Raw genomic sequence first — 21,669 nt, forward strand, 5'->3', positions numbered from 1 at the left:
ATCACCGCCGCCCCCGGCTACCAGTGGTTTTCTAACGGACTCTTCGAATTAATGTAATTTGCAAGTGGATGAACCTGATTCACCCACTTGAACGCACATCCCGCCTAGTCTTGGCGATACACCAGAACTTTCAGAGATCGATCTTCGTCTGTATCGCTGAACACTAGAGGGTTGGCAACACGTGCTACATAGGTCAGGTCAGGCGCATGCTCGCGCATACTGCCCAAAAGAAACTCTAGCCCCAATTCAGGTGCATTCAGACACAGCAGCACATGGCCACCTGGTGCCAGCAAACTGGGCAGGCGGCGCATCAGACGTGCGTAGTCCTTCGTGGCGATAAAGCTGCCTTTCTGGTAGCTTGGGGGGTCGACGATAACGAGGTCATATGGGCCGTTTCGAGTCAACTTGCCCCATGAGCTAAAAATGTCATGCGCAAAAAAACTCGCCCCTGCCGCCAGATCGTTGCGCCGGTGGTTTTGCCGACCGATCTCCAGCGCACCTTTGCTCATATCCATGTTCACGACCTGTTCGGCCCCGGCATGCAAGGCGACCAACGAGAACGCGCAGGTATAGGCGAAGAGATTGAGCACCTTGGGTCTGGTGCCTTGAGTGGATAGTGACTGCGTGATGTACTCATGTACCCAACGCCGTCCTTCGGCCATGTCGAGAAACAGGCCATGGTTTTGACCTTTCAGTACGTGCACCAGGTACCCAAGGCCTCCTTCAGTGACTTCGTGAGGTTCGGGAACGGCACCGCTCATCAGCCGCGTTTCGACTGCGCCGGTGGCGCGGCACTGGTAAACCCAGTTCAACGGTTCTGCTTGCGAAGCGATGCGTTCCCAACGGGCCTGTAGCGCCGCGCCAATGGTGGCCAGATCGTCTTCATTGATGCTCCGAAAGCTGGTTAAAACCCAGACGGGCGGAAAGGCATCCAGTACCCAGTGTTCACAACCGGGGTAGCGCCCCCCGCGTCCGTGAAAAATCCGGCGAGCATCCCCGCCGGGGGTCATGGTTTCGATGGCGTCCAACAAAGCTTGCATAGCCCGGATTCTGACGGATTCGGATTAGTGCAAAGGCTGCGACGCAAATTCTGACGCTCGGCGCTCCGTGAGAGCGAACAGCATTGTTCACAGAGCCCTCACCACGGCGATGCCCCATTTCCCCATTCATCAGGCGATGCCGTCCTACGGAATTATTTCCAGCCCAAGGCTAGACTGCCGCAGGCTCCATCGGAACTTAACGCGAACTTTAGAAAAAATTAGAAAAATGCTGAAGCTCATCGTCATCACTGCGCTCCTTACAGTGCTTGCGGTCGCGTTGGCCATGAACTTCGCCACGCCCGAAAAAAAGCTCGAGCGCAAGATTGAACACCGCTACGCATTGAGCGACCCTCAGTTCAGACGAGAGTTGGGTGTCATGCTCGGCCCAGCCATTCTTCCAGGCAACCGTGTGAGAGATCTTCAGAACGGCGAGGAGATTTTTCCCGCCATGCTGGAAGCCATAGGAGAGGCTCAGAAAACCATCACGTTCGAGACGTACATCTACTGGTCTGGTGATATCGGAAAGAAGATGACCGCGGCACTTTCAGAGAAAGCCCGCGCTGGCGTGAAAGTTCGGGTGCTGTTGGACTGGGTAGGTAGCTTGAAGATGGAAAACGAACTCATCGAGGGCATGCAAAAAGCTGGTGTCGTGGTGCACCGCTACCGCCCGCTCAAGTGGTACAACCTGGGCCGCATGAACAATCGCACGCACCGCAAGCTGTTGGTGGTAGACGGCAGGATTGCCTTTACAGGTGGGGTTGGCATCGCTGATCAATGGGAGGGGAGTGCCCAGGATCCAGATCACTGGCGCGATGTGCACTTTCGGCTCGACGGACCTGCGGCAGCTCAATTTCAAGCGGCGTTCAACGACAACTGGATCAAGACCACCGGCGAAGTGCTCCATGGCGAAGAGTTCTTCCCGCGCCTTGCACCGGCAGGGGACGCAGACGCCCACCTTTTCATCAGTTCACCAGCTGGTGGCAGCGAGAGCATGCATCTCATGTACCTGCTGAGCATTGCTGCTGCGGCCAGAAGCATAGACCTCCAAGCATCGTATTTCGTCCCGGACGAACTCATCATCAAAGCGCTTTCCGAAGCAGGTGAGCGTGGCGTGAAGATCCGGATTTTGGTGCCGGGTGAGCATATTGACTCCGACACCGTTCGCCTCGCATCAAAGGCGTCATGGGGACCCATGTTGCAAGCCGGGATCGAAATATATGAATATGAACCCACCATGATGCACAACAAAGTGCTGATCGTGGATAAGGAGATGGTGTCTGTGGGATCCACCAACTTCGACGTTCGGTCGTTCCGGCTCAACGACGAAGCCAGCCTGAACGTCTACGACACTTCCTTCGCAGAAAAAATGACGCGTATGTTCGAGGCAGACCTCAAGCACGGGCGTCTCTACACTTACAACAGGTGGGCGGCACGCCCCCTGAAGGAAAAACTGATCGAGCGCTTCGTGCTACCGCTCAAATCTCAGTTGTAGTTGAGTCTCCAGGGATTGAAGGTGTCTGCATCTCTACTTCACCAGAGCGCGGGACGCTTGAAGGATTTGAGTGCGAATGAGGGTGATGGCCTGCCCCCGCGCCATGCTCTGCGGCGAGGTGTTCGAGGTTGCGGCGACCACCAGGTTCAACTCCGGGTACACCCAAATCCACTGGCCGCCGTGGCCACTCGCCACGAATGGTTTGTGCGTCGCACCGCGATCAGGGGCACTGTTGGCTACCCACCAGAGATAACCGTATGGTGTACCCAATGGCGGACCACCGGAATTACGGGTTGAAGTGGCGGCGCGCATGAATTCCGAGGGCACCAGTGTGTTCGATCCCCACTTTCCCTGCCCCAATGCAAGCTCACCCAACCGAGCCATATCGCGGGTGCCAAGGCGCAAGCCCAGGGCGCCGAGATCATAGCCATTGGCTCCCTTGGCCCATGAGAAATGCCTGATGCCGAGCGGCGTAAAAAGCTGTTCACGCGCAAACTCGGATACGGGCTTGCCGACTGCACGAGAAAGCGCAATCGCCAACAGGTTGGCGGCGCCATTGTCATAGTTGAACTGATTGCCTGGCGATGCCACAAAAGGTCGGCGTGTGATCCACGCCACGTTGTCGTCCAAGTCTCTCTGGCTGAACTGCGCGCCAGGCCAACCGGCCGTCATGGTCAGAAGGTGTGCAATGCGCAACTGGCTTGCACGAGGGTCGGGGTGAGCACGTGCCAATTCGGGCACAAGTTCTGCTACCAATTGATCGACTCGTTTGATCTGGCCGGACTTAAGCGCCTGCCCCACCAGCAACGCGAGAACGCTTTTCGTGACCGATTGTGTATCTTGAAGCGTATCGGCTGCGATGCCCCTTCGGTAATACTCAAACGTGAGTTGACCATCCTGAACGACCACTACACTGCGAACGTCCGTGTACTGGCTTTCTATTCGCGTTGCCAAACCGCCGAACAGTTGCAACGCCTTTGCAGCCTTCCCCGGCGAGAGCTGCGGCCATTCGGCGTGCGAAGCCGCTGTAGCACTGGAACTCTTTTGCGCTAGTGCGGCTGATGCCGTTGCCACCAAAAGCGTCAACAGAAAAGCGCGAAGCCAAGTTGGCAAAAACCATGCAACACCGAAGACTTTCTGTGCTCCAAGCCCGGGGACCATCTTCATGAACACCCTCCTCTGTTTCTGAGGCTTCTGAGGTTTCTGAGGTTTCTGAGGCAGCGCGCCAGCACTATCTGCATTTGTGCCTTTTTTAGTGATTGGAGCGTTCGCATTGTCGGCCACTTGAGTGGCAATGCCCAGCGGCAGGTCTTCAGCATAACCACGGCTGCTCAGGTCACCTTCGCGTGCCATAGCTTGAAACAAGCAGGAAAATTGAGACCCACGACGGCTTATGCCGCTGCTCCTCGCGCTGCACCCCAAGTCCCTGCTCTATCGCGCCGCTCATTGAATGCCAAGTTCAAAGCCTGCGCGGTGAGCGATGAAAAGGCTCCAGTCTCAGCGACGTGAATAGAGTTTTCGCTCCTGCACCAATCCCTCGTCTTGGAGTGGCGCCGGAGCGCTGTCGATGGCGTCGCGTAGTTGGCCGTTGCGATCATGGTGCGCGAGCAGTTGCCGGGTACGTTGCCAGGCGGACAGCCGCGCAGGCGGCACGGCAATGTAGGAAGCTAAAGCAGACAACGACGAATGCTCATGTTTCGACGGCGCCTCGCGTTGGTGCTGCAGGCGGCGCAGCGGTCCCATCACGAGCATGGAGAGAAGTATCACCACAATCACGATGGCATATAGCCCTAGCAGTTGTCTTACCTCGGGCTGTGAGCGAGCGCCCAGCACGTAAGGCCAGGCATACCAGATCGCACAGAACCAGATGGCGAGTGTGAAGGCGGGACGCAGCAGGCGCAGCCACAAAAACATCGCGAGCGCGCGCTGCGGTGAACGCCCGGTACCGAAGGCGCTCAGAGGGATGCGTGCCGCATCGATGATGGGTTCATCCCCCTCGGGCTGGCCCCACGAGCGTTGGCGTGCGGGTGGCGGTGAGGTGCGAATGGACGTGACGTTGCGGGAATCATTGTCGTGGTACATCAGTAACTCCTCTGTCGGGGCTCGTCCACACCGCGCGCTTACCGCGACCGCGCATCAGAGCCTTGGGAAGGGCGACGACCGTAGTGGCCATCGTGATAGTCCAGAACGCAATCGGGTACCAAATCGTTCCGGCGAAATAGCGCAACAGGTCGCGGTCGTAGCGACGATCGATCCACAGACTCACCAAGATCTGCAGGATGCAGGTCATGGCCAATAGCGTGCCCTGCCATTGGGGCAGCAACGCCGAGTGCCAACTCGACTCCTGGGGCAGAAAGGGACGAATAAAGCTGATCAACAGCACCAACGCCATCGCATAGGCCCACACCACGCTCGTCATGTACTCTGCATAGATGAGCCACAGACGCCAGCTGCGCAAATTGAAGATTCGCGGCGTGATGCGTAACATGGTTTGAATGCCGCCTTCGGCCCAGCGCAACCGCTGCTTCCACAAACCCCTTAGAGTCTCGGGCATGAGAATCCAGCACAGCGCGCGCGGTTCGAAGCGCAGCCGCCAGCCGGCGAGCTGGAGCTTCCAACTCATATCAATGTCTTCGGTGAGCACATCGGTGCTCCAGAAACCCACGTCGATCACCGCGCGGCGACGAAACATGGCGAGCACCCCCGACACGGTGAACAAGGTGCCAATGAGTTGCTGCGAGCGTTTGATAAGACCGATGATCGACGAGAACTCACCCACCTGCATGCGCCCCAGCAGTGTGGTGCGGGTGCGTATGCGCGGATTGCCCGTGACCGCGCCGATGTTTTCCGAGGCCAGCATGCGCGTGAGCAGCCAGGCGATGGCGTTGACATCGACCAGCGCATCGCCGTCTATGCCCAGAATGTACTCACCCAGGGCAAGCTGACTGGCCGTGTTCAGGCCCACAGCCTTGCCCTGGTTGCTGGCATTGTGAATCACGCGCAAGCGGTCGAACTCCAGCGTCATGGCGTCGAGAAGCGGGCCGGTACCGTCGCTGCTGCCGTCGTTGACGGCAATCACCTCGTAGTTGGGGTAACGCGTGCGCATGAGCTGCTCAATCACCTCGCGCAGGTGCGGCTCCTCATTGAAGCAGGGCACCACCACGGTGACCAGCGGAAACGAGGTCAGCAGCGTCAGTGGGTCGACTTCAACATCACGCTTGCTCTCGAATGACCATGCATGCGAGACACCGCCCGCCATCCACACCCACGCCATGAAGAAGGGGTAGTAGAAAACGAAGCCGAACAGCACCGGCGGGAGCGAGTTGACCAAGAGGGCCAGCGCGTTCACGGGGCGGCTCCTGTATCAGATGGCACGATTGCAGTGCTGGGGGTACGGGGCATGGCGCGCGGCAGTAAGGCGCGTACCGAGATGGCTCGGCGAACCACCTCCAACGAGGGTTGGTTGTTCAGGAAATCGTCGGGGTAGTAGCCAAGGTGGCGCACGCCAGCGCGCTGCAAGAGCGTCCACTGGCGGGTCAGCTCGTCGTCAGATACGGGCTGGCCGGTACGCCAGTCGCGTGCCTGCAGTTCGAACACCGTGCCATCCAGGCCACGCGGCGTGCCTGCGGCGCGGCGCGCGAGGCGGCCTAGCCAGGCGTCGCTTTCGGCAGCGGTTCGGGCCTCCTGCTCCATACGCGGCATCGCCATCAGGCCAACGTAGTCGTAGGCTGCGAGCGAAGCTTCGTAGTTCTGCGCAAACCATTGCTCTGCGGCAGGTTCAAGTACTGGTCGCGCGTAAAGGTTGCGCGCGGTCTCCAGGCCTGGGCGCCAAATTCGTACGCGCGCCGCCAGCTCCTTAGTAAAGTCGATCAGGTGTCGGGTCTTCGCGGTGCTCCAACGCTCCATCAATACGGGATCTGCGCGCAGTGTGGCCACGTCTGCCGGCATGCCCCAGCGGCGATACACCTCGAGCGCAGCGGGGCTCGCATCTTCGTCGTCAGAGAGCATGGCGTCGTCGTGAAACAACAGACCGTCGAAGGCGGCCTGGCGGCCAAGGTCTTCGTAGATGTTTCCGACCAGCTCACGAACCTCGGGGTCGAAGGGTGAGAGCCGGTGGTAACGGTCAGCGGGCGCATCACCCTTCATCGTGCGGACGGTGTGCGTCGCGAGCGGGTTCGACGCCGGCAAGCGGAAGGCAGTCACCGGCATCCACGCGTAGACCTTCACGCGAGCGCGGGTGCGCAGTTGCCAGGCAGCGCGGGTAAACAGGTCGGCGCGCATCGGCAGGTAGCGGTTGGGGAAGTACAGCTCGCTGGCCACACCATCACCATCCGGGTCGGCGTAGGCTTGCAGAAACACCGAGCGAGGTCGCACGGCGGCCACGCGCTCTATCAGCGCGGAGAGGTTTCGCTCCTGCCGGGCTGGGTCAGGGTCGTAGACGTAATCAAGATCGACGTGCATCACGCGATTGATCGGCCGGATTTCGCCGCCGGCCGGGCTGCGCAGCGTGTACACGTAATCGGGCGCCGAAGCATCGTAGGTAGCCAAGCCGCGGCGGATGCGCGTTAACGGAACATCTGGCGAGTTGGGGCCAGGGTCAAGCGTCAAAGTGATGGGCATGCCCGCGCGCGCCGAGGCATCGATCACCGGAGCGTTATAGCTTCCGTAGGGCCAAACGGTGGCGCGCACTTTCGCGCCAGTGCGTTGTTCAATCAGGGTGCGGCTACGACGCAGATCAGCCTCGACGCGTTGCAAATAGGCCGCTTCGCTCTCGTAGCTGCCGGTTTCGGGGTCGTAGCGGTGCGTTACCGCAGCCGGCAGCAAGTTACCCTGCGGATTGCCCTGAATGCCGGTGTGCATCGCGTCAGTGTGAGTGGCGAACTCGACCAGCGGCGAACGCGCCATCTCGGCGGCCTCGCTCCACAGCAGGAAATTCTCGCGAGGTACGGGCTTGTCGCCCCAGTGCACCAGTTGGCCTTCGGGCACCTCCAGCCAACTCGTCACCAACGCGAAGAGCGCCGGGTAATTGAAACGCTGGAGCAGCGGAAACACCTTGGTGTAGTCGCTGCGATAGCCATCGTCGAAGGTGAGCAAGACCGATTTCGCTGGCAGCGGTTTGCCGCCGGAGCGCGAGTCCAGGATCTGCTGCAGACTGACCGGGTGGTAGCCGCTGTGTTGCAACCAGGTGAACACCTCGGTGAGCGTGCGCTCATCAAGGGCGGTGTCGTCGGGCGAGACCTCGAAGCTGGCGCGCACGTTAGAGCGTATGTCGTGAAACGCGAGCACGCGAAAGCTCGTCCCGTCGTCGGGATCGGCAGGAGGCAGTCGCTGCGCCAAGGCGGGCCATGCGGATGTCACAAGCAAGCCGAGCAGCACGACGCGCAGCCATTGGGAGAGGAAGGAGTGGACTCTTTTCACTGCAATGGCATCGAAAGGTTCAGGAACACGCCGTGCTGTCGTTCGCTTACGCCGTCGTATGGATGGCTACCCAAGCTCACGCCGTAACGCAGCCTGAGCTTCTGACCCAGGGCCCAGATGTGCTCGTAACGCAGACTCCAAAGCGGGCCTCTTCCATAGTCGGCCTGGTGGTAGCTGCCACCGGCGATCTCGACCACCTGGATGAACTGCTGGTTATCTCGCTTCCAGGTAAGCCACTGCCCGCGCACGGCAAGCGTTACGCTGGCGTCGCGCGAGGGGCTGAAGTAGCGCACGTCCTGCAGTCGGTTGCGGCTGGTGTCTGCGCCCAGGCGGGTTTCGAATTGGAAGCTCGGGGTGCTGATCCAGCGCTCACGCCAGCCGATATCGAAGCTGTTGCGCAGGTTGCCGTCGCTGAAATCAAGCCTGCGCCATTGCAGGTCGAAGCGGCGTGACTCATCGCGCAGGTAGGTCACACTGGCGCCGAAGTCGCGCGCACCGATGGACTGCGCGCCGGTGGGCACGGCGCGTGCCTTCCATGGCAGGTCCTTGCTGTCACCGTCGTAGCTCGCCGACAGCCGCCAGGCGTCACTGGCGCGGTAGGCCACCCGGCCAGCCACGCTGTTTCGATATGGGCCGGCATTGGCATGCTGCAAAACACCCTCGGCCAGCCAGCGACCTTGTTGCCAGCTCAGGCCCAGCCCGGCGCGCGCCAACCTGGCGCTGCCCTCAAAGGTGTCTCCGCGCCCCAGAGTCTGGGCATAGAACACGCGCCAGGCGTCGTCAATCAAGCCGGAGCTGAGCCGGCTGTCAGCGCGCCATTCACGGCCCGCCAACGCGGTGCCGCCTCGCGAGCCTTCGGCGCCGATTTCAAGTTGCGCGCCCACCAGCGAACGGCGTTTGCGGGTCATCTCGCGGACCTGATTTGTATCGGACGCATCAGCTTCAACCGCTTCGGCGCGCTGCCGGGCTTCACGGAATTCGCCGGCATTGAGCAGAGCCTCTATATGACCAATACGGGCGCTCAGGTTGTCGGGGTGATTGGTTGCCAGTGCCTCAAAGCGCGCAACGGCGGCCTCGGGGTGCTCTCGAAACCGCTCGGTGAGCGCGGCCCCGGAGACGAAGCCAGCGTTGAGCGGCGCCTCGCCCGTCAAGGCCGCAAAGCGTGGTTGTGCAATCTTCGGCCGGTCACCGTAGAGCTGCAGCAGTGAGTCCATACCAACCACGGACGAGTACTGATCATTGGGACGCCCGGCTTCCGGCGCGAGCCGCATCGTGGCTGGAGTGTCATCCTCCATGCGTCTCATCAGCGCTTCGGCGTCGTCAAAGCGACCGGTATCCAGATACGCATAAACCAGGCCGAAAGTCAGATCGTCTGACACCGGCAGATCAGCCAAGGCCTTCTCAAAGAGCGGAACAGCGTCAGCCGACCGGCGCACCTGCGCCATCGCACGGGCCACCACGCCCAGCGCGTAGGCAGGTAGTTCAGCGCCGCTGGCAAGCAGCGTCTCGTACTGAGAGATGGTGTCGGCAGGACGGCCACGCTCCAGCAACGCCAGCATGCGATCAGACTGCAGGCGCGCACGCAAGATGCGCCAGTTGTCAGCGTCCTGCGGGGTAGTTTGCGCCGCTCCTGCGTCGAGCCGTTCCTGAGCAGAGATCTGATCAGCCAGAACTCGGTCAATCTCAACCACACGCGCCGAACCAACCCGTTGATCACGTGCCTTCACGGCCCAGCGCAGCCGCTGCGCCAGGGCCTGGTGTTCGAGGGTGCTCAACGCCAATGCCGAGAGTGCTCCCGGGTGGGCGCGCTGAAAGGCCAGCGCATCGTCGAAGGCGGCAGAAGCGCCGCCCTGCTCTGCCAGCAGAAAGCTAGCCTCACGTACGGCGTCATAGCGCTCGGGTTGCAGCTTGATGATGTTTTGGTAGGCCGCTAACGCTAGGTAGGGTTCGCCCAGGGCACGCGCCAGTGCCGCTTGCAGGTCGAGCAGCGCGACGCGGTCGGAGACCGCCGAGGGTGCCGGCTGCGCCAGTGCGCGGTAGATGGCCTGCGCACCCATGGTGTCATTTTCAGCAAGTCGCCAGAAGGCTTCGTGAACGCGTGGCACACGAGACTCTGGCTGGCGCACCTTCCAGACTTTGATGGTGTCGCCTTGCTGAGCCAGATCGCCCATCCTCCGGGCGGCAACCGCCAACGGCTCCAACGCGTAGTCGCTAAGCTCGGCAGCAGGCATCTGATGCCCCAACTCCACGGCATCAGTGAACCGGCCGTCAGCCACGGCGATCACGATGGCGTCAGATGCCACCCGACGGCGCTGTGGGCTATCCAGCGGTGCCGCCATCCATTGGCGCAGCTGCTGCAAAGCTCGCGCTGCGGTCATTCGGCCGTCGCGACGGGCCGCGATCAAAGCGTCGTGCGATTGCAGGTCATAGGCGAGCGCTTCGCCATAACCGGAAGGCGTTTCAGCGATGGCGGCGTCTGCGAACGAAGCAATGCCAGCACCGAAGGTGAGCACGCAGACGATCGGCAGACAACCCCGCACGGCGCTGGCGAGACAGCTCGGCACTGCCTTGGCAAGTGCAACTTCACACCCCGCAACGACAGTGCCTCTATTTCTTTGTGTATAGATAGACACTCAAACCCCTGTACCCGAACTTTCCCCGGCCATGGTCAGCCGTAATAAAAAAGCTCTCGAACAACCAAAAACAATAACTAAACGACTATTTCAATTAACAATCTTCCGAGAACCGCGCATTAACAATAATGGCAAAAGCCTTGCTGACACTCTTAACCAAAGACGATTAGCGTGATTATTTTTTGGTTTTCAAGATAATTTCATCAGCCGGAACAGCAGATATTCAATCTTCTATGTAAGTCACTAGATGTTAGAATTCACCATAAAAATGAGCTAATTTTATTTATATTTTTATATATATTTAAATACAAAGCATTATCATGAAGAGGTGCAAATACTACTCGTATCTTTAGTACTCCTCAACCATGTAACCACTGTATCTCGGTGTGCGATATGTTACATAACGAAAAAACGATTAATCTTCATCAATAAGTTTTAAAAACTACGCCAATACGGCGAATCCCAGTGACCGCACACAATCAAAAATTACGGCTTTAATATTAAATGTCGATTAATTTCCGAGATTTTTCCGGCGTAATGATTGGCGCCCCTGTTATTGATGGCGTTTTTCAATGGCGCACGGATCACTTGATCGGTCTGCGTCACGCTGTGGCGGTGTTGGCCTCACCTGTTCCTTGGCGGCGCATTCAAGCCCCCGTTGCACGTCAGTTCGCGCAGGGTACGAACGGGCAGATTCCCGGTCATCTGGGGCTGGATGCTCAGGGATGACGAGTCGGATAGAGACAGAAATGAGCCATGACCTGCGCAGGCCGCCCAAATCAGACTGAACAGAGGCCTTAGGCCAACTTCAAACTCGACCGGGGCACCGCCTATGCTCTTGCTCAGTTCGCAAACCCAGCCAAAACATTCAGCACCGCAGTCACAGCCAAGTCAGGGGTGGACAAACGCCTGTGCGCTACAGCCATTGGGCGCATAAGCGAAGGCTGTAAATGCCGTACATGGACATCCGGCGAATTCATTTGGTCCTGCACCTCCTCTAGTGGGAGAAGCACCGCGCTCTGGCTTGCGGCCGCAAGACTTTTCAGCGCGCCGGGATAACTCAGGGTGAGAAATGGCCGTGGGTTGAACCCCGCTTGCCCGAACCATGACGATACGAGGCCGTGCATTTGGGTAGCAGGCGCAAAAGAAGCCCAGCGCCGACCGGCTAGCCACTCCGGAGTGACGGTCTCAGGGGCCTCCCATGAGGCGGGCAGGAGAGCCACCATGGGATCGTTACGCCAAGGCGTCATGTGGACTTCTGCCATCAGCGGCTGGGGGCTTGCGACGATGGCTATATCCAGAGTGGCGGTCTTCAAGCGGTGCATCGCGTCGGCAGACCCCACGGCTTCCAACTTCACCTCGACCCCGGGATTCTCACGGCTCAACACTTCAAGCACCATGGGCAACAGCCGGGTGCTCACACCAGCCGAAACGCCCACCTTCACGATGCCTTCGCGCCCGCTGGCGCGGCGCTGAACGAGGTCGATCAGCTCATCACTGGCTGAAAGCAGCTTCCGCCCTTCCTGAACCAGCACTTCGCCCACCGGGGTGAGTTCCGCCTGCCTTCGCCCGCGCACCACCAGCATCGCCTCCATACGCGATTCAAGCTCCTTGATGTGCAGACTCACAGTGGGTGGCGCGAGATGAAGTGCCTGCGCCGCAGCCGCAAACGTGCCCAGGTCCGCGATGGCAATGAGTGTCTGCAGCTGATCCAGATTCAAGTTACGCATCAGAATTTCTGAATTTTACGTTCACATAAGTCAACTTTACAGAACATCGTGCGGGCGCGAGCATCTGGTGATGAAAAACCACAAGCCCAAAATCAAGGCAATCGAGGCTCAAAACGACCTGTCGGGGCAGATGCCACGCTATGAGGGATCAGTTCCGAAACCACGCACACGATTCGCAGAATGGTTTGATCAATTGCGTTGCGCGTTGGAGCGAGCAGAAAAGAAAGTGATGGAAAGCTTTCGGGTTCCGCCCGGGGGTTGATAGTCACATCATTCAGGGGCGCCACTGACGACGGGGTTGGGCCTACTTAGCCTTAGCAAGGATGCGTATACAGAGCCGTTAACGCCCCCTAAACGACTCTCGCGAAATGCCTGAGCCATGGTCGAGACCGCTTGAAAAGGCCCCATGCATCAACGCGCTGAACAGCATCGCTCTACGCCCCCACCTATGCCAAGTCAATCAATAGCGTTACTTTGCTAATTCAATAAGGCCAACGCCAATTACATACTAAGTTCATGTATTAGATATACCTGCAAATTTAGAAGAGTCGCTTCTAAAATGATTCTTAGCCGCGCTAAATCGGTGTGGCAAGAATCATAAAAAGAGACAACCATGCGACCAATCTTCAGCTGGCGGGCAGCCCTTTCGCTGATGTTCATCTTGCTCAGCGTATGGAGTCAGCCCGCACTATCAGCTGCGTTCACACCTGGAAACGTAGTGATTTTTCGGGTGGGAGATGGGAGCAGGGCCTTGGCCTCTACCGGCAATCCGGTGTTTCTGGATGAATACCGGCCAGGTGTCGGATTGGTGCAATCTATCCCGATGCCAAAGGTGGGAAACGGCGCTCACGCGCCGTTCGCTGGCGGTGGAACGGCGGCCTCGGAGGGGTGGCTTACACGTTCACAAGACAAGCGCTGCCTTTTAGTGCCCGGCTACGGACGCGATCCTTCGATCACGAGCGGAAATCTAGTAAGTGCAATCGGCGTTTCGCGTGTCGTCGGGGTGGTCACCCGTGCAGGTGAGATCGATACATCAACCACGCTCATAGACTTGGCATCAGGAGCCAATAATTTTCGTGGTGCAGCCAGCACTGACTGCGCCACCTTGTGGGTCACCAGCAGCCTTGACGGGACACGTACTACAACGATCGGGGCAATCAGCTCAACATCGGTTTCCGTGACACCAGCAGGTGGGCGTGCAGTTGCAGTCGTTGATGGCCAACTCTACATTTCATCCAATACCGGAAACAACACGTACAAGGGTGTAAATCGCGTTGGCTCCGGTACACCTACGAGCAGCACATCTTCAACCCGTTTGCCAGGTTTGACGGATGCGTTGACGCCCAGCCCATACGCTTTTGTGTTTGCAGATCTCAACGCCACACCTGGATCAGACACGCTGTATATCGCGGACGATACCAAGGGCGTTACCAAGTTTTCTCTGGAGTCAGGATCGTGGGTTGCCAAAGGTACGGTGGGCGCGGCAAGCGATGCCTACCAAGGCCTGACCGCTACGGTATCAGGCACTACCGTGACTCTGTATGCAACCCGAGGCACCAATCAACTGGTGTCCATAGTCGACTCCAGTGGCTATGGTGGTCAGTTCGTGGCGACTCCGGTTGAGATAGCTACTGCGGGTACCAATCAGGCATTTCGTGGTGTAGCGTTGGCTCCCGAGGTCAGCGTGACCGCCAACGCGTCGGCTGGTCCCAACGGCACCATCACGCCTCCTAGCAGGACAGTCTTTTACGGTGAAACGACGACATTCAACGTCTCCCCCAATCCAGGATATACCGCCGTGGTAGGTGGCTCCTGCGGTGGAACAATGGCAGGGGGAAGCTACACCACACAAGCCCTTACAGCGGATTGCTCGGTCAGTGTGACGTTCACGCAGCAAGTTACCCACACCGTGACGCCATCTGCTGGCACCGGTGGCTCCATCACTCCAGCATTGCCGTTAACGGTGATTGCAGGCAGCACGGCAACGTTCGCTGTGGAACCGCAAGCAGGCTATGTGGCCAGCGTTGGGGGAACTTGCGGTGGAACACTGAGTGGCACGACATACACGACCTCAGCCGTCTCTGGTAATTGCAGCGTTGCAGCCAGTTTTGCCTTGCAGAACTTCACCGTCGCGCCGAGCGCTGGCGTGAATGGCTCCATCAATCCAGCAACGCCACAAGTCCGTAACTATGGCAGCACCGCCGTATTTACGGTGGTGCCACAAGCAGGCTACTCGGCATCGGTGGGGGGAACCTGCGGTGGCGCATTGGTAGGCACGACCTACACAACCAATGCAATCACGGGAAACTGTACGGTCACCGCGTCTTTCCCCGCATTGCCCGTCTTCAGCGTCACACCGACCAGTAAGGGCCACGGCAGCGTGATGGCCGCTACGCCGCAGAATGTGGTGCAGGGGCAGACAGCAAGCTTCACCGTCACACCAGATGCTGGTTACGCGGTGGCGGTACGTGGTACGTGCGGTGGTCAGTTGCAAGGCAATATCTACACAACCAAGCCGATCACCCAATCTTGCACTGTGGACGTGAGTTTTGCGAAGAAAGTTATTCTCTTTCTCGGCAACAGCTACACCTTTGGTCGAATTGATCCGGTGATGAGCTACAACACGGATAACGTCACCGACTTGACCATGGCTATGTGGCAACGTGATGCCACGGGCTCGAATCCCGACGAACCCCATCCATGGGGCGGCATTCCTGGCGTATTCAAGAAACTGAGCGATCAGGCAGGCCTGGACTATGACGTTTCCATCTCTGCACGCAATGCCGCCTCTTTGCGCGGCCACTTTCTGAACTCCAATCCCGCAGGCTGGGACTTGCGAGGCAATGCAGCCTCACAGAAATGGACCACTGTGGTGCTGCAGGATTTGAGTGACGAACCGTTGCCTCCCGGGCGCAGTCACAACGCCAACTTGCCCTACTTCAATGCCTACGCAGACAAGTTTCAGAAATGGATTCATGAAGGCGCGGGCGGCTCATTCACAGAGACGCAATTGTTTGGCGCCAATTGCAGCACGATCACCGGTGCGTCTCAGGCGACATGCGATGCGCAGCGCAATGTTCCAGAGTCCAATCTGAACGCCAACTCGCAGGCAGACATCTATCTGTACCAAACCTGGGCGCGCCCGGATCTGATCGCACCCAACGGCTCCAATGTCAACGGCACGACTTACGCGGCCAATGAAGGCCTGGAGTTGATGACCGCAGATTTCCACGCGGGCTACTTTGGCCGCGCCGCCGCCAATCCAGGTTTCAAAGGGGTATCCCCGGTCGGTGACGCGTTTTTGCGCGCCGTGGCAACTGGCGTGGCAATGCGTGACCCTTATGTCCCCGATGCCAGCAAGCTCAACCTCTGGTACACCGATTATTTCCATCCCAGCAAATACGGCTCTTACCTAAGTGCTCTGGTTCACTTTGGAAGGATTTCGGGCATTGATCCGACAAGCCTGGGCGCAGGTGAACTCGCCGCAGTTGATCTGGGTATATCTGCTGCCCATGCAGTCGCACTACAGCAAGTGGCGAAGGCGACGCTGGTACCTGCCGCACCGACTATCTCCGCCGTGACCGGGGGTGACGGGCAGGTTGAGGTGGAGTTCACCCCTGCCAACAACCTCGGCCATTTGGACATACTGGAATACATCGCAACCTGCGGCGCGAGAAGTGTCAGTACGGCGGCTTCACCAGTCGTCGTTTCGGGTCTGGTCAACGGTGTGTCAGTCAACTGTACGGTGTCAGCGCGCAACAGTGTGGGTACCGGCGAGCCGTCTTCCGCCTCCATCAACATTACGCCGGTAGGCGCGCAATGCGGCAGTGCGCAAGGTGTTGCCACTGCAATATTGCCACGCACCAACCTGTGCGCTGTGGGGGCAGCGTCTAGCGTGGTCTCCTCCACCGGCGTGTACAGCTGGTCATGCCAAGTGGGCAATGCCCAACCAGCCGCGTGCTCCGCAAACTGGGCAGCCACACCAATGTCTTCGGGCACGGCAACCGCAGATGTAGCCCCAAGCTGGGTCTTCCGCTCTGCTCAGTTTATTGCCGCATCGACCGTGAGCACTCCACTAAGGAATGTCAGTTTTCCGCATGGCCTATTTGACTTTGTGCTCGAGGGCGGAGCTCCGGGCAGCACGGCTGAGTTGACGATAACTTATTCCACCGAGCTACCCGCAGGAGCAACGTATTGGAAATTCGGGCCCAGCCCTATAGGCCATGGCTGTAGCAGTACAGCAGCTTGTGCAGCACCGCATTGGTATGCATTCCCTGACGCGGTCATCGAAGGCAATACAGTGCGCCTGAGAATTACGGACGGAGGCCTTGGTGACGATGACCTCACAGCGAACGGCGTCATTGTCGATGCAGGGGGACCTGGCTATCTGGACACCGCTGCAATGGATAGCGTTGTCCCAGTGCCCACGCTATCCCAATGGACGCTGTTCTTGATGGCGGGTCTGTTTGCACTCTTTGGATGGGTACGACTGGCCAGAGCCTACAACGTGAGGTCTAGCTGATTCAGCTACCGCATCGAAGCCGCGCAGCAAAGCCTTGGGTGCCGCTGCTAACGGCGAGTGGACACCCTATGCAATTCCCAGAACAAAGCGAGGCCTTGACGTGTCTATGATCCGGCTCCTGAAAGCCTTTGTGTGTTGGGTTGCGCTGCTAGGCGGCAGCGTGATGTCTCAACCCCTTGATGCCTGCAACAGAAAAACCATGACTCAGTCCAGTTGGCAATTAGTCCCTCGCCAAGGCATTACTTGCCGCGACCTGCAGGTGTCCCTAGGGCAGGAGCGCGAAGCGCTGCGCAAGGCGATGGTGGCAGCGGCCTTTCTCCCACCCAAGCATGGCCGCTACCCCGACGAAGATGATTTTCTCACCGCAGACAAATCCACCTTCATCCGTGTGCGATATGAAAGTGGCAAGGTGAGTGACATCGAGTTTCTAGCCGGAGACCTCAAGTACCAAGGCATCGACCTGCACCGCAACACCACGTTCGCCAAGATCAAACGCCAGTTCAAGGCCAAGCGACTGACGTTGCGCGACACCCAGTGGTTGGGCGATGGCCAGGACTGCCCCGAACTCGCCATCAATATTGCCACGCGCGACGATGTAGGCGGAGACGGCGATGGGATCGAATGGGTGATCCTGAGCAGTAGTTTCAATTGAGACAGGGCCAAGCTACACTAATTTTCTGAGCGTAGCGGTGGGCGAACGCGCATGTCATTTAGTTAAGTTCGCAGAGCCCTGAAACGTATGAACTCAGCGATAGTCGAGCCCAAACTCCACCCTAAGCCACGACTAGTTTTTAGAGTAGTTGTCGCCGAAAAACTAAACTCCGGCCGCGTCGTTACTGCGAGATAGCTGGGTGCTTCTGAAGATTGTTATGACCACCACCTTTTTCATGGGCGTGAGCATTACGCTTGATTCATTCGAACGCAATGAGCTTCCTGGCGTATGGTGGCCACATGCTTCTTTGGTGGTCGCGCCTGGCAGCAAGACTTTGGAAAATGTTTCACACGACGAGCACTATGCAAGCAGGGCAGAGGCTGATGGGATGGCCCTACGCATCGCCAAGCGCCGTATCCGGGATGAGATGCATCAGGGGTAATCGCCGCGACGGCCACCGGTTCTCAGGTTGAGATTCCATCGCGCCAACACATGGTGCTGAGTGCCGACCCGGGTTAATTACACGCCGCATTCCGACAGTGAAGCGCGCAGCGCAAAAAGGCCCCGACCATTTCTGATCGGGGCCTTTAAGGCTGCAGCGAGAAATTCCCGCCTGCAACCTTACTTAGTCGCATCTTTGATTTTTTCTTTCGCGTCGCCATAGTTCTTTTGGACATTGCCCTCGACCTGCTTAGCCACACCCTTGACTTGCTGCTCCGGGCTGTTGAGGACCTCACCGGTCTTCTGCTGCACTTTACCAGCCACTTCTTTCAAAGCGCCTTTGATTTGATCGGTATTCATGTTGCTCCTTCGGTTGTCTGATATGCGTAGCGGGATCGCTTTGCATGAACCAAGATTACGCTTTAAGCCTGCACGCGGCCGCCGGAGACAGTCGACAGGTGGCGTCAGCATAAGCCTACAAACACCGAACCCATTCCATTCCGGACCAAAGCGCGTCACATCACGATTGACCTAAAAAGAAGGGCGTTCACCGCTATGCCCCTTACGCCCCTCTTTCGGTCTTTGCTGGGGAGCAAGGGAACGGAAGCTGGACTTTAACTCCGCTGCACCCCAAGTCGAGCAACGTTTCGCAGTGATGGCGATGGGATCGAATGGGTAGATCCTTAGCCGCGACTTCAAATGAGATTGTGCCAAGCCACCCCAGCTATCCGAGTGAACTGAGAACAGAGTCGTGAAGCATAGTGGCTGGTTGCAGCCGTACCTAATCGCCCTAACCATCCATAGCCAAGCTGTTGATCCCAGCCATACGAACCACGTCTTCTAAGGAAAGATTGCGTTGTGGATCACGTAATGATGGTGAAGCGGCTTATTACCTCCCGCGAATACATAGTTCACGTCTTCTACGAACGCCAAAAACTGAGCGATTGGACGCAGCACCTTTTCAGTGGAATCTAGAGCTTTGCTCATGACGTCGATCGCAGCTTCGAAAAATTCCCGGAACGCCGCCTGGACGCGCTGCGAGAAACTCATGGTCGCGTTACGAACTACACCATCAGCCACTACAGCCTGCCCAAGAGGCCTGGCAGAGCTGGGTTCGCTTTCAGAAGCCTCCACTCCGGCAGAGCTGAAAGGGTTGTAGCTGGATCCAACTTTTTCCCTTTGATCGTCTGAGACATTGATACTTTTGGAATGGCCGCGCACGGCATCGAACTTCGCAGCCCCATTCGCGTCGTCAAGTGGCACTTCGCCTGGGAAAGTGATCAGATTGGCGCCTGCGACCACCTCATCGAAGGGGTTGTGGCCCATATCACCAACTCTTCTGGCGGCCCCCATCACGTCAAACGGGATGTTTTGCTTTTCTGCCCGGTTTTTTGCTGCAACCAGTACATCAAACGGGTTGGTGCTCAAGACAGCGTCTTGTTCATCTTTACTCAGGGCGGCGAACACATCGTCGGCTCGCACACTAGTCGCTATATTCTGGAGTTTCCCGGAACTCAGAAATTCGTCATCAGAAAGATATTCATCCAGAGAAGATTCGTCAGAGCTTTCGAGGGAATAGTATTTTGAGTCAGAACTGGAATCCCCAGAAAAGCTAGGTTCCTCGAGTTCCCGGGCATCTTGATCTCTCGAAAGGATCAAGCTCTCTTTCGTTTGATCATTCCTCACTTCGATTTGTCGACCGTCAAGTCCACCTTCGCCAGTTTTTGGGCCAGCTGCTTTACTCTGAGCATCCTGGGAAGGATTGGTGGTATTCAGTGGTTGGGTGTTGATTGCGATATTTCCCATGTCTATTCTCCAGAATTCAGTTAATCGTCTGTGGCAATTCGGCGCTCACTTTGCCTCGCACTACCTCGCGCCAAAGTAAGGCAACGTTGGTGAACGCTTGTAGCGCTTGAGAGAGCGAAGCCCCATTGATAGTGGTCAGCGGTAACCGCGCGCACAACAGAACCACACCAGTCCCCGCCTGCAGTCCCAGCGTGCAACCGCCGGTGCCTACCCACAGCCCATTGGCCTCCAGCATCAGTTGCATAAGTTTTTCGTGCTTCACTTGCGCAGAAGGGCGACCGAGTGTGGAAAAAAAGATCAAATCACCTGTGTTTTGATCGATTTCTGGACTGATGCCGATAGAGATGTCGGCAATGACCACTTCGTGGCTGGACAGCAATTCTTTCGCGGAAAGACCCGCATGGCGTGCGTAGTCCTCAAGCACTTCGGTATAGAGACTCATTTTTTTCCCTGTTAAGCGTTGAATGAATGAAATCCATAAGCTGTTGCTTCGTCATCAGCTCGCGGTTCCTACTCAATAAGTCACAGCAGGGGAGAAACGGTTCCTTAAAAAAACCTTACGTGCAGGTACTTACCCGATCAGAAGGATGAAATAGTTAAGCGTCCTACAAAAAAATGACATTTATATAAATATAAAGTTCTAAATATCGAGTTCACCCTGGATGAATCGAAACTGGACTGGGCTTAACCCAAATACCGAAGAAAAATGAGAATGTAAAAAAGCCCCGGTCATTTCTGATCGGGGCTTTCCACCTTATTTGCCATGCTCTGCCGCATCTCTCCCCTCTTCCAATACGGCCAGAAGCTTTCCCGTGAGGAAGTCCTCAAGCGCCGAGTGTTTGCCCACCCGACGCTGACCATGAGGGCCTAAAGCTCTGCTTGGCCTATGCCGCTGTACCGACTCAATCCAGCGCCTGAATCCTTCGAGCAATCGAGTCCATCAGCTTTTTGATTTCTGATGATGCTTTGAGATCCAGCATCTCGCGCTGCAACATCAGGTTATCACGCTCAGCGCGAAGGCCTTCAAGGTACTTGCGGTCATGGTCTGCCTTGATCCACTCTTCCGTAATCTTGACTGTGAGCTTGCCACGTAGTCGCGTAATCAGCTCCTGGGTTGCTTGGTGCGCTGTCTCATTGGAAATTTTGCTCATCGTAAGTCTCCTAAAAAAGTAATCATATCGTATTCTTTTTATAGGAAAACATAGCGTTTACCCAGATGTTTTACCAGGGCGTTCACGGATTCATACTGCGCATTAATACAGTGTTTGGAATCGATGATGATTTCTCGCACTAAGTAGGCAGCCCCGGCTCGATCTCTACTCCGAACTGGCAGGATTCGCTGACCATCACCCGCCTTTGCCACCTCATCCAAGCCTTTGGCGTCGTTTGCGCCGATGGAGCCGACACCTTTCCCCGCTTGAACTGCTGCCGTCTCTACGCCCTTCATCGACCTCTCGACTTTTGGCCCCAAGGCAAAGCCGTCGAGCTTTCACCCACAAGGCGAGATCTCCCCAGGTAAGAGCGCACACCTTCATCGCACAACCGCCGCATCTACGCCGCCTCGCCTTGATCACGAGAGCTTCGCGGTTCTTTGCCCGCTCGCCCTGCTCAGTAGCGCCTTCTATGTGGTTTTTGTTCATCGGCTCGCGATTTACGCTCCACGCTTCCTTCCCACATTCGGTCGCCCTCATGCAGTTGCGTTTCACTTCGTTCGTTGTGATCAACTTACGGCGGGACTTGCACCCGCAGGTGTGCGCCCATGCTGGGCGCACAAAGAAAAAGGGCGACCCGAAGATCGCCCTTGTCTGCCGTTTACGGCCCATGTCATACCGGACCGAACCACGCCCTGGCACAGCGAATCTAACCATGCCATGCCGGACCGAAGATGCTGATCGCATCAGGAAACGCCCTCGGAAGAAGACGCTACCTGCTGTT

17 protein-coding genes are annotated in these 21,669 nt (G+C 57.5%); 5 read left to right on the forward strand and 12 right to left on the reverse strand.

Going from position 1 to position 21,669, the window contains the following annotated elements:
* Positions 1-104: 104 nt before the first annotated feature.
* Positions 105-1,040 carry a class I SAM-dependent methyltransferase gene (locus G518_RS0111685; protein WP_028602701.1) on the reverse strand — a complete coding sequence of 312 codons (936 nt, stop codon included), beginning with the start codon at positions 1,038-1,040 and terminating at the stop codon, positions 105-107.
* Positions 1,041-1,266: 226 nt separating this feature from the next.
* Between G518_RS0111685 and G518_RS0111690 the strand changes: the two genes are divergently transcribed.
* Positions 1,267-2,532: a phospholipase D-like domain-containing protein gene (locus tag G518_RS0111690; protein ID WP_028602702.1), complete on the forward strand. Its 1,266-nt coding sequence runs from the start codon at positions 1,267-1,269 to the stop codon at positions 2,530-2,532.
* A 33-nt stretch (positions 2,533-2,565) separates the two neighbouring features.
* Here the strand turns inward: G518_RS0111690 and G518_RS34815 are convergent, their stop codons facing one another.
* From G518_RS34815 to pgaA, 5 genes are all read right to left on the reverse strand, one after another.
* Positions 2,566-3,699: a serine hydrolase domain-containing protein gene (locus G518_RS34815; RefSeq protein ID WP_169457934.1), complete on the reverse strand. Its 1,134-nt coding sequence runs from the start codon at positions 3,697-3,699 to the stop codon at positions 2,566-2,568.
* A gap of 330 nt (positions 3,700-4,029) precedes the next feature.
* Positions 4,030-4,614 carry a poly-beta-1,6-N-acetyl-D-glucosamine biosynthesis protein PgaD gene (pgaD, locus tag G518_RS34820; protein ID WP_051236467.1) on the reverse strand — a complete coding sequence of 195 codons (585 nt, stop codon included), beginning with the start codon at positions 4,612-4,614 and terminating at the stop codon, positions 4,030-4,032.
* The gene (gene pgaC / locus G518_RS0111705; protein WP_281170527.1) at positions 4,598-5,881 is read right to left on the reverse strand and encodes a poly-beta-1,6-N-acetyl-D-glucosamine synthase; all 1,284 of its coding nucleotides are present in this window, start codon (positions 5,879-5,881) and stop codon (positions 4,598-4,600) included. The genes pgaD and pgaC overlap by 17 nt, the downstream gene beginning before the upstream one ends.
* Positions 5,878-7,950, reverse strand: coding sequence for a poly-beta-1,6-N-acetyl-D-glucosamine N-deacetylase PgaB (gene pgaB / locus G518_RS34825; RefSeq protein WP_156909345.1), 2,073 nt, complete (start codon positions 7,948-7,950; stop codon positions 5,878-5,880). Before pgaB ends, pgaC begins: the two co-directional genes overlap by 4 nt.
* Positions 7,947-10,583 carry a poly-beta-1,6 N-acetyl-D-glucosamine export porin PgaA gene (gene pgaA / locus G518_RS0111715; RefSeq protein ID WP_211231706.1) on the reverse strand — a complete coding sequence of 879 codons (2,637 nt, stop codon included), beginning with the start codon at positions 10,581-10,583 and terminating at the stop codon, positions 7,947-7,949. The genes pgaB and pgaA overlap by 4 nt, the downstream gene beginning before the upstream one ends.
* Positions 10,584-11,087: 504 nt before the next feature.
* Here pgaA and G518_RS0111720 point away from each other — a divergent pair.
* Entirely contained in the window at positions 11,088-11,312 is a 225-nt protein-coding gene (locus G518_RS0111720; RefSeq protein WP_028602705.1) for a hypothetical protein, read from the forward strand.
* 113 nt (positions 11,313-11,425) lie between these two features.
* Here the strand turns inward: G518_RS0111720 and G518_RS0111725 are convergent, their stop codons facing one another.
* Complete coding sequence (locus tag G518_RS0111725) at positions 11,426-12,313, reverse strand: LysR family transcriptional regulator (RefSeq protein ID WP_028602706.1); 888 nt, start codon at positions 12,311-12,313, stop codon at positions 11,426-11,428.
* Between the two features lie 613 nt (positions 12,314-12,926).
* Here G518_RS0111725 and G518_RS38425 point away from each other — a divergent pair.
* The 3 genes from G518_RS38425 (at position 12,927) to G518_RS0111745 (ending at position 17,929) form a co-directional block, all read left to right on the forward strand.
* A complete protein-coding gene (locus tag G518_RS38425; RefSeq protein ID WP_051236471.1) occupies positions 12,927-16,835 on the forward strand; it encodes an IPTL-CTERM sorting domain-containing protein in 3,909 nt (1,302 codons plus the stop codon).
* Positions 16,836-16,998: 163 nt separating this feature from the next.
* Entirely contained in the window at positions 16,999-17,487 is a 489-nt protein-coding gene (locus tag G518_RS0111740) for a hypothetical protein (RefSeq protein WP_156909347.1), read from the forward strand.
* Positions 17,488-17,704: 217 nt separating this feature from the next.
* A complete protein-coding gene (locus G518_RS0111745) occupies positions 17,705-17,929 on the forward strand; it encodes a hypothetical protein (protein ID WP_028602708.1) in 225 nt (74 codons plus the stop codon).
* A 179-nt stretch (positions 17,930-18,108) separates the two neighbouring features.
* On the opposite strand, the gene G518_RS0111750 is transcribed toward G518_RS0111745, so the two are convergent.
* From G518_RS0111750 to G518_RS39920, 5 genes are all read right to left on the reverse strand, one after another.
* The gene (locus G518_RS0111750) at positions 18,109-18,288 is read right to left on the reverse strand and encodes a CsbD family protein (protein ID WP_028602709.1); all 180 of its coding nucleotides are present in this window, start codon (positions 18,286-18,288) and stop codon (positions 18,109-18,111) included.
* A gap of 480 nt (positions 18,289-18,768) precedes the next feature.
* Positions 18,769-19,734, reverse strand: coding sequence for a hypothetical protein (locus tag G518_RS0111755; RefSeq protein ID WP_028602710.1), 966 nt, complete (start codon positions 19,732-19,734; stop codon positions 18,769-18,771).
* 16 nt (positions 19,735-19,750) lie between these two features.
* The gene (locus G518_RS0111760; RefSeq protein WP_028602711.1) at positions 19,751-20,176 is read right to left on the reverse strand and encodes a type III secretion system chaperone; all 426 of its coding nucleotides are present in this window, start codon (positions 20,174-20,176) and stop codon (positions 19,751-19,753) included.
* 460 nt (positions 20,177-20,636) lie between these two features.
* Complete coding sequence (locus tag G518_RS0111765; protein ID WP_028602712.1) at positions 20,637-20,885, reverse strand: hypothetical protein; 249 nt, start codon at positions 20,883-20,885, stop codon at positions 20,637-20,639.
* Positions 20,886-20,923: 38 nt separating this feature from the next.
* Complete coding sequence (locus G518_RS39920; RefSeq protein WP_028602713.1) at positions 20,924-21,181, reverse strand: hypothetical protein; 258 nt, start codon at positions 21,179-21,181, stop codon at positions 20,924-20,926.
* Positions 21,182-21,669 lie beyond the last annotated feature (488 nt).

This window comes from Ottowia thiooxydans DSM 14619 (assembly GCF_000422885.1).
Taxonomy (GTDB): Bacteria; Pseudomonadota; Gammaproteobacteria; order Burkholderiales; family Burkholderiaceae_C; genus Ottowia; species Ottowia thiooxydans.

What these genes read in the sequence shown, in the direction of transcription:
- G518_RS39920 (WP_028602713.1), bottom strand. Translation starts at nt 21,181, where the DNA reads ATGAAGGGCGTAGAGACGGCAGCAGTTCAAGCGGGGAAAGGTGTCGGC.
- pgaD (WP_051236467.1), bottom strand. Translation starts at nt 4,614, where the DNA reads ATGTACCACGACAATGATTCCCGCAACGTCACGTCCATTCGCACCTCA.
- G518_RS0111740 (WP_156909347.1), top strand. Translation starts at nt 16,999, where the DNA reads ATGTCTCAACCCCTTGATGCCTGCAACAGAAAAACCATGACTCAGTCC.
- G518_RS0111755 (WP_028602710.1), bottom strand. Translation starts at nt 19,734, where the DNA reads ATGGGAAATATCGCAATCAACACCCAACCACTGAATACCACCAATCCT.
- G518_RS0111745 (WP_028602708.1), top strand. Translation starts at nt 17,705, where the DNA reads ATGACCACCACCTTTTTCATGGGCGTGAGCATTACGCTTGATTCATTC.
- G518_RS0111765 (WP_028602712.1), bottom strand. Translation starts at nt 20,885, where the DNA reads ATGAGCAAAATTTCCAATGAGACAGCGCACCAAGCAACCCAGGAGCTG.
- G518_RS0111690 (WP_028602702.1), top strand. Translation starts at nt 1,267, where the DNA reads ATGCTGAAGCTCATCGTCATCACTGCGCTCCTTACAGTGCTTGCGGTC.
- G518_RS34815 (WP_169457934.1), bottom strand. Translation starts at nt 3,699, where the DNA reads ATGAAGATGGTCCCCGGGCTTGGAGCACAGAAAGTCTTCGGTGTTGCA.
- G518_RS0111725 (WP_028602706.1), bottom strand. Translation starts at nt 12,313, where the DNA reads ATGCGTAACTTGAATCTGGATCAGCTGCAGACACTCATTGCCATCGCG.
- G518_RS0111750 (WP_028602709.1), bottom strand. Translation starts at nt 18,288, where the DNA reads ATGAATACCGATCAAATCAAAGGCGCTTTGAAAGAAGTGGCTGGTAAA.
- G518_RS38425 (WP_051236471.1), top strand. Translation starts at nt 12,927, where the DNA reads ATGCGACCAATCTTCAGCTGGCGGGCAGCCCTTTCGCTGATGTTCATC.
- G518_RS0111720 (WP_028602705.1), top strand. Translation starts at nt 11,088, where the DNA reads ATGTCGATTAATTTCCGAGATTTTTCCGGCGTAATGATTGGCGCCCCT.
- G518_RS0111760 (WP_028602711.1), bottom strand. Translation starts at nt 20,176, where the DNA reads ATGAGTCTCTATACCGAAGTGCTTGAGGACTACGCACGCCATGCGGGT.
- G518_RS0111685 (WP_028602701.1), bottom strand. Translation starts at nt 1,040, where the DNA reads ATGCAAGCTTTGTTGGACGCCATCGAAACCATGACCCCCGGCGGGGAT.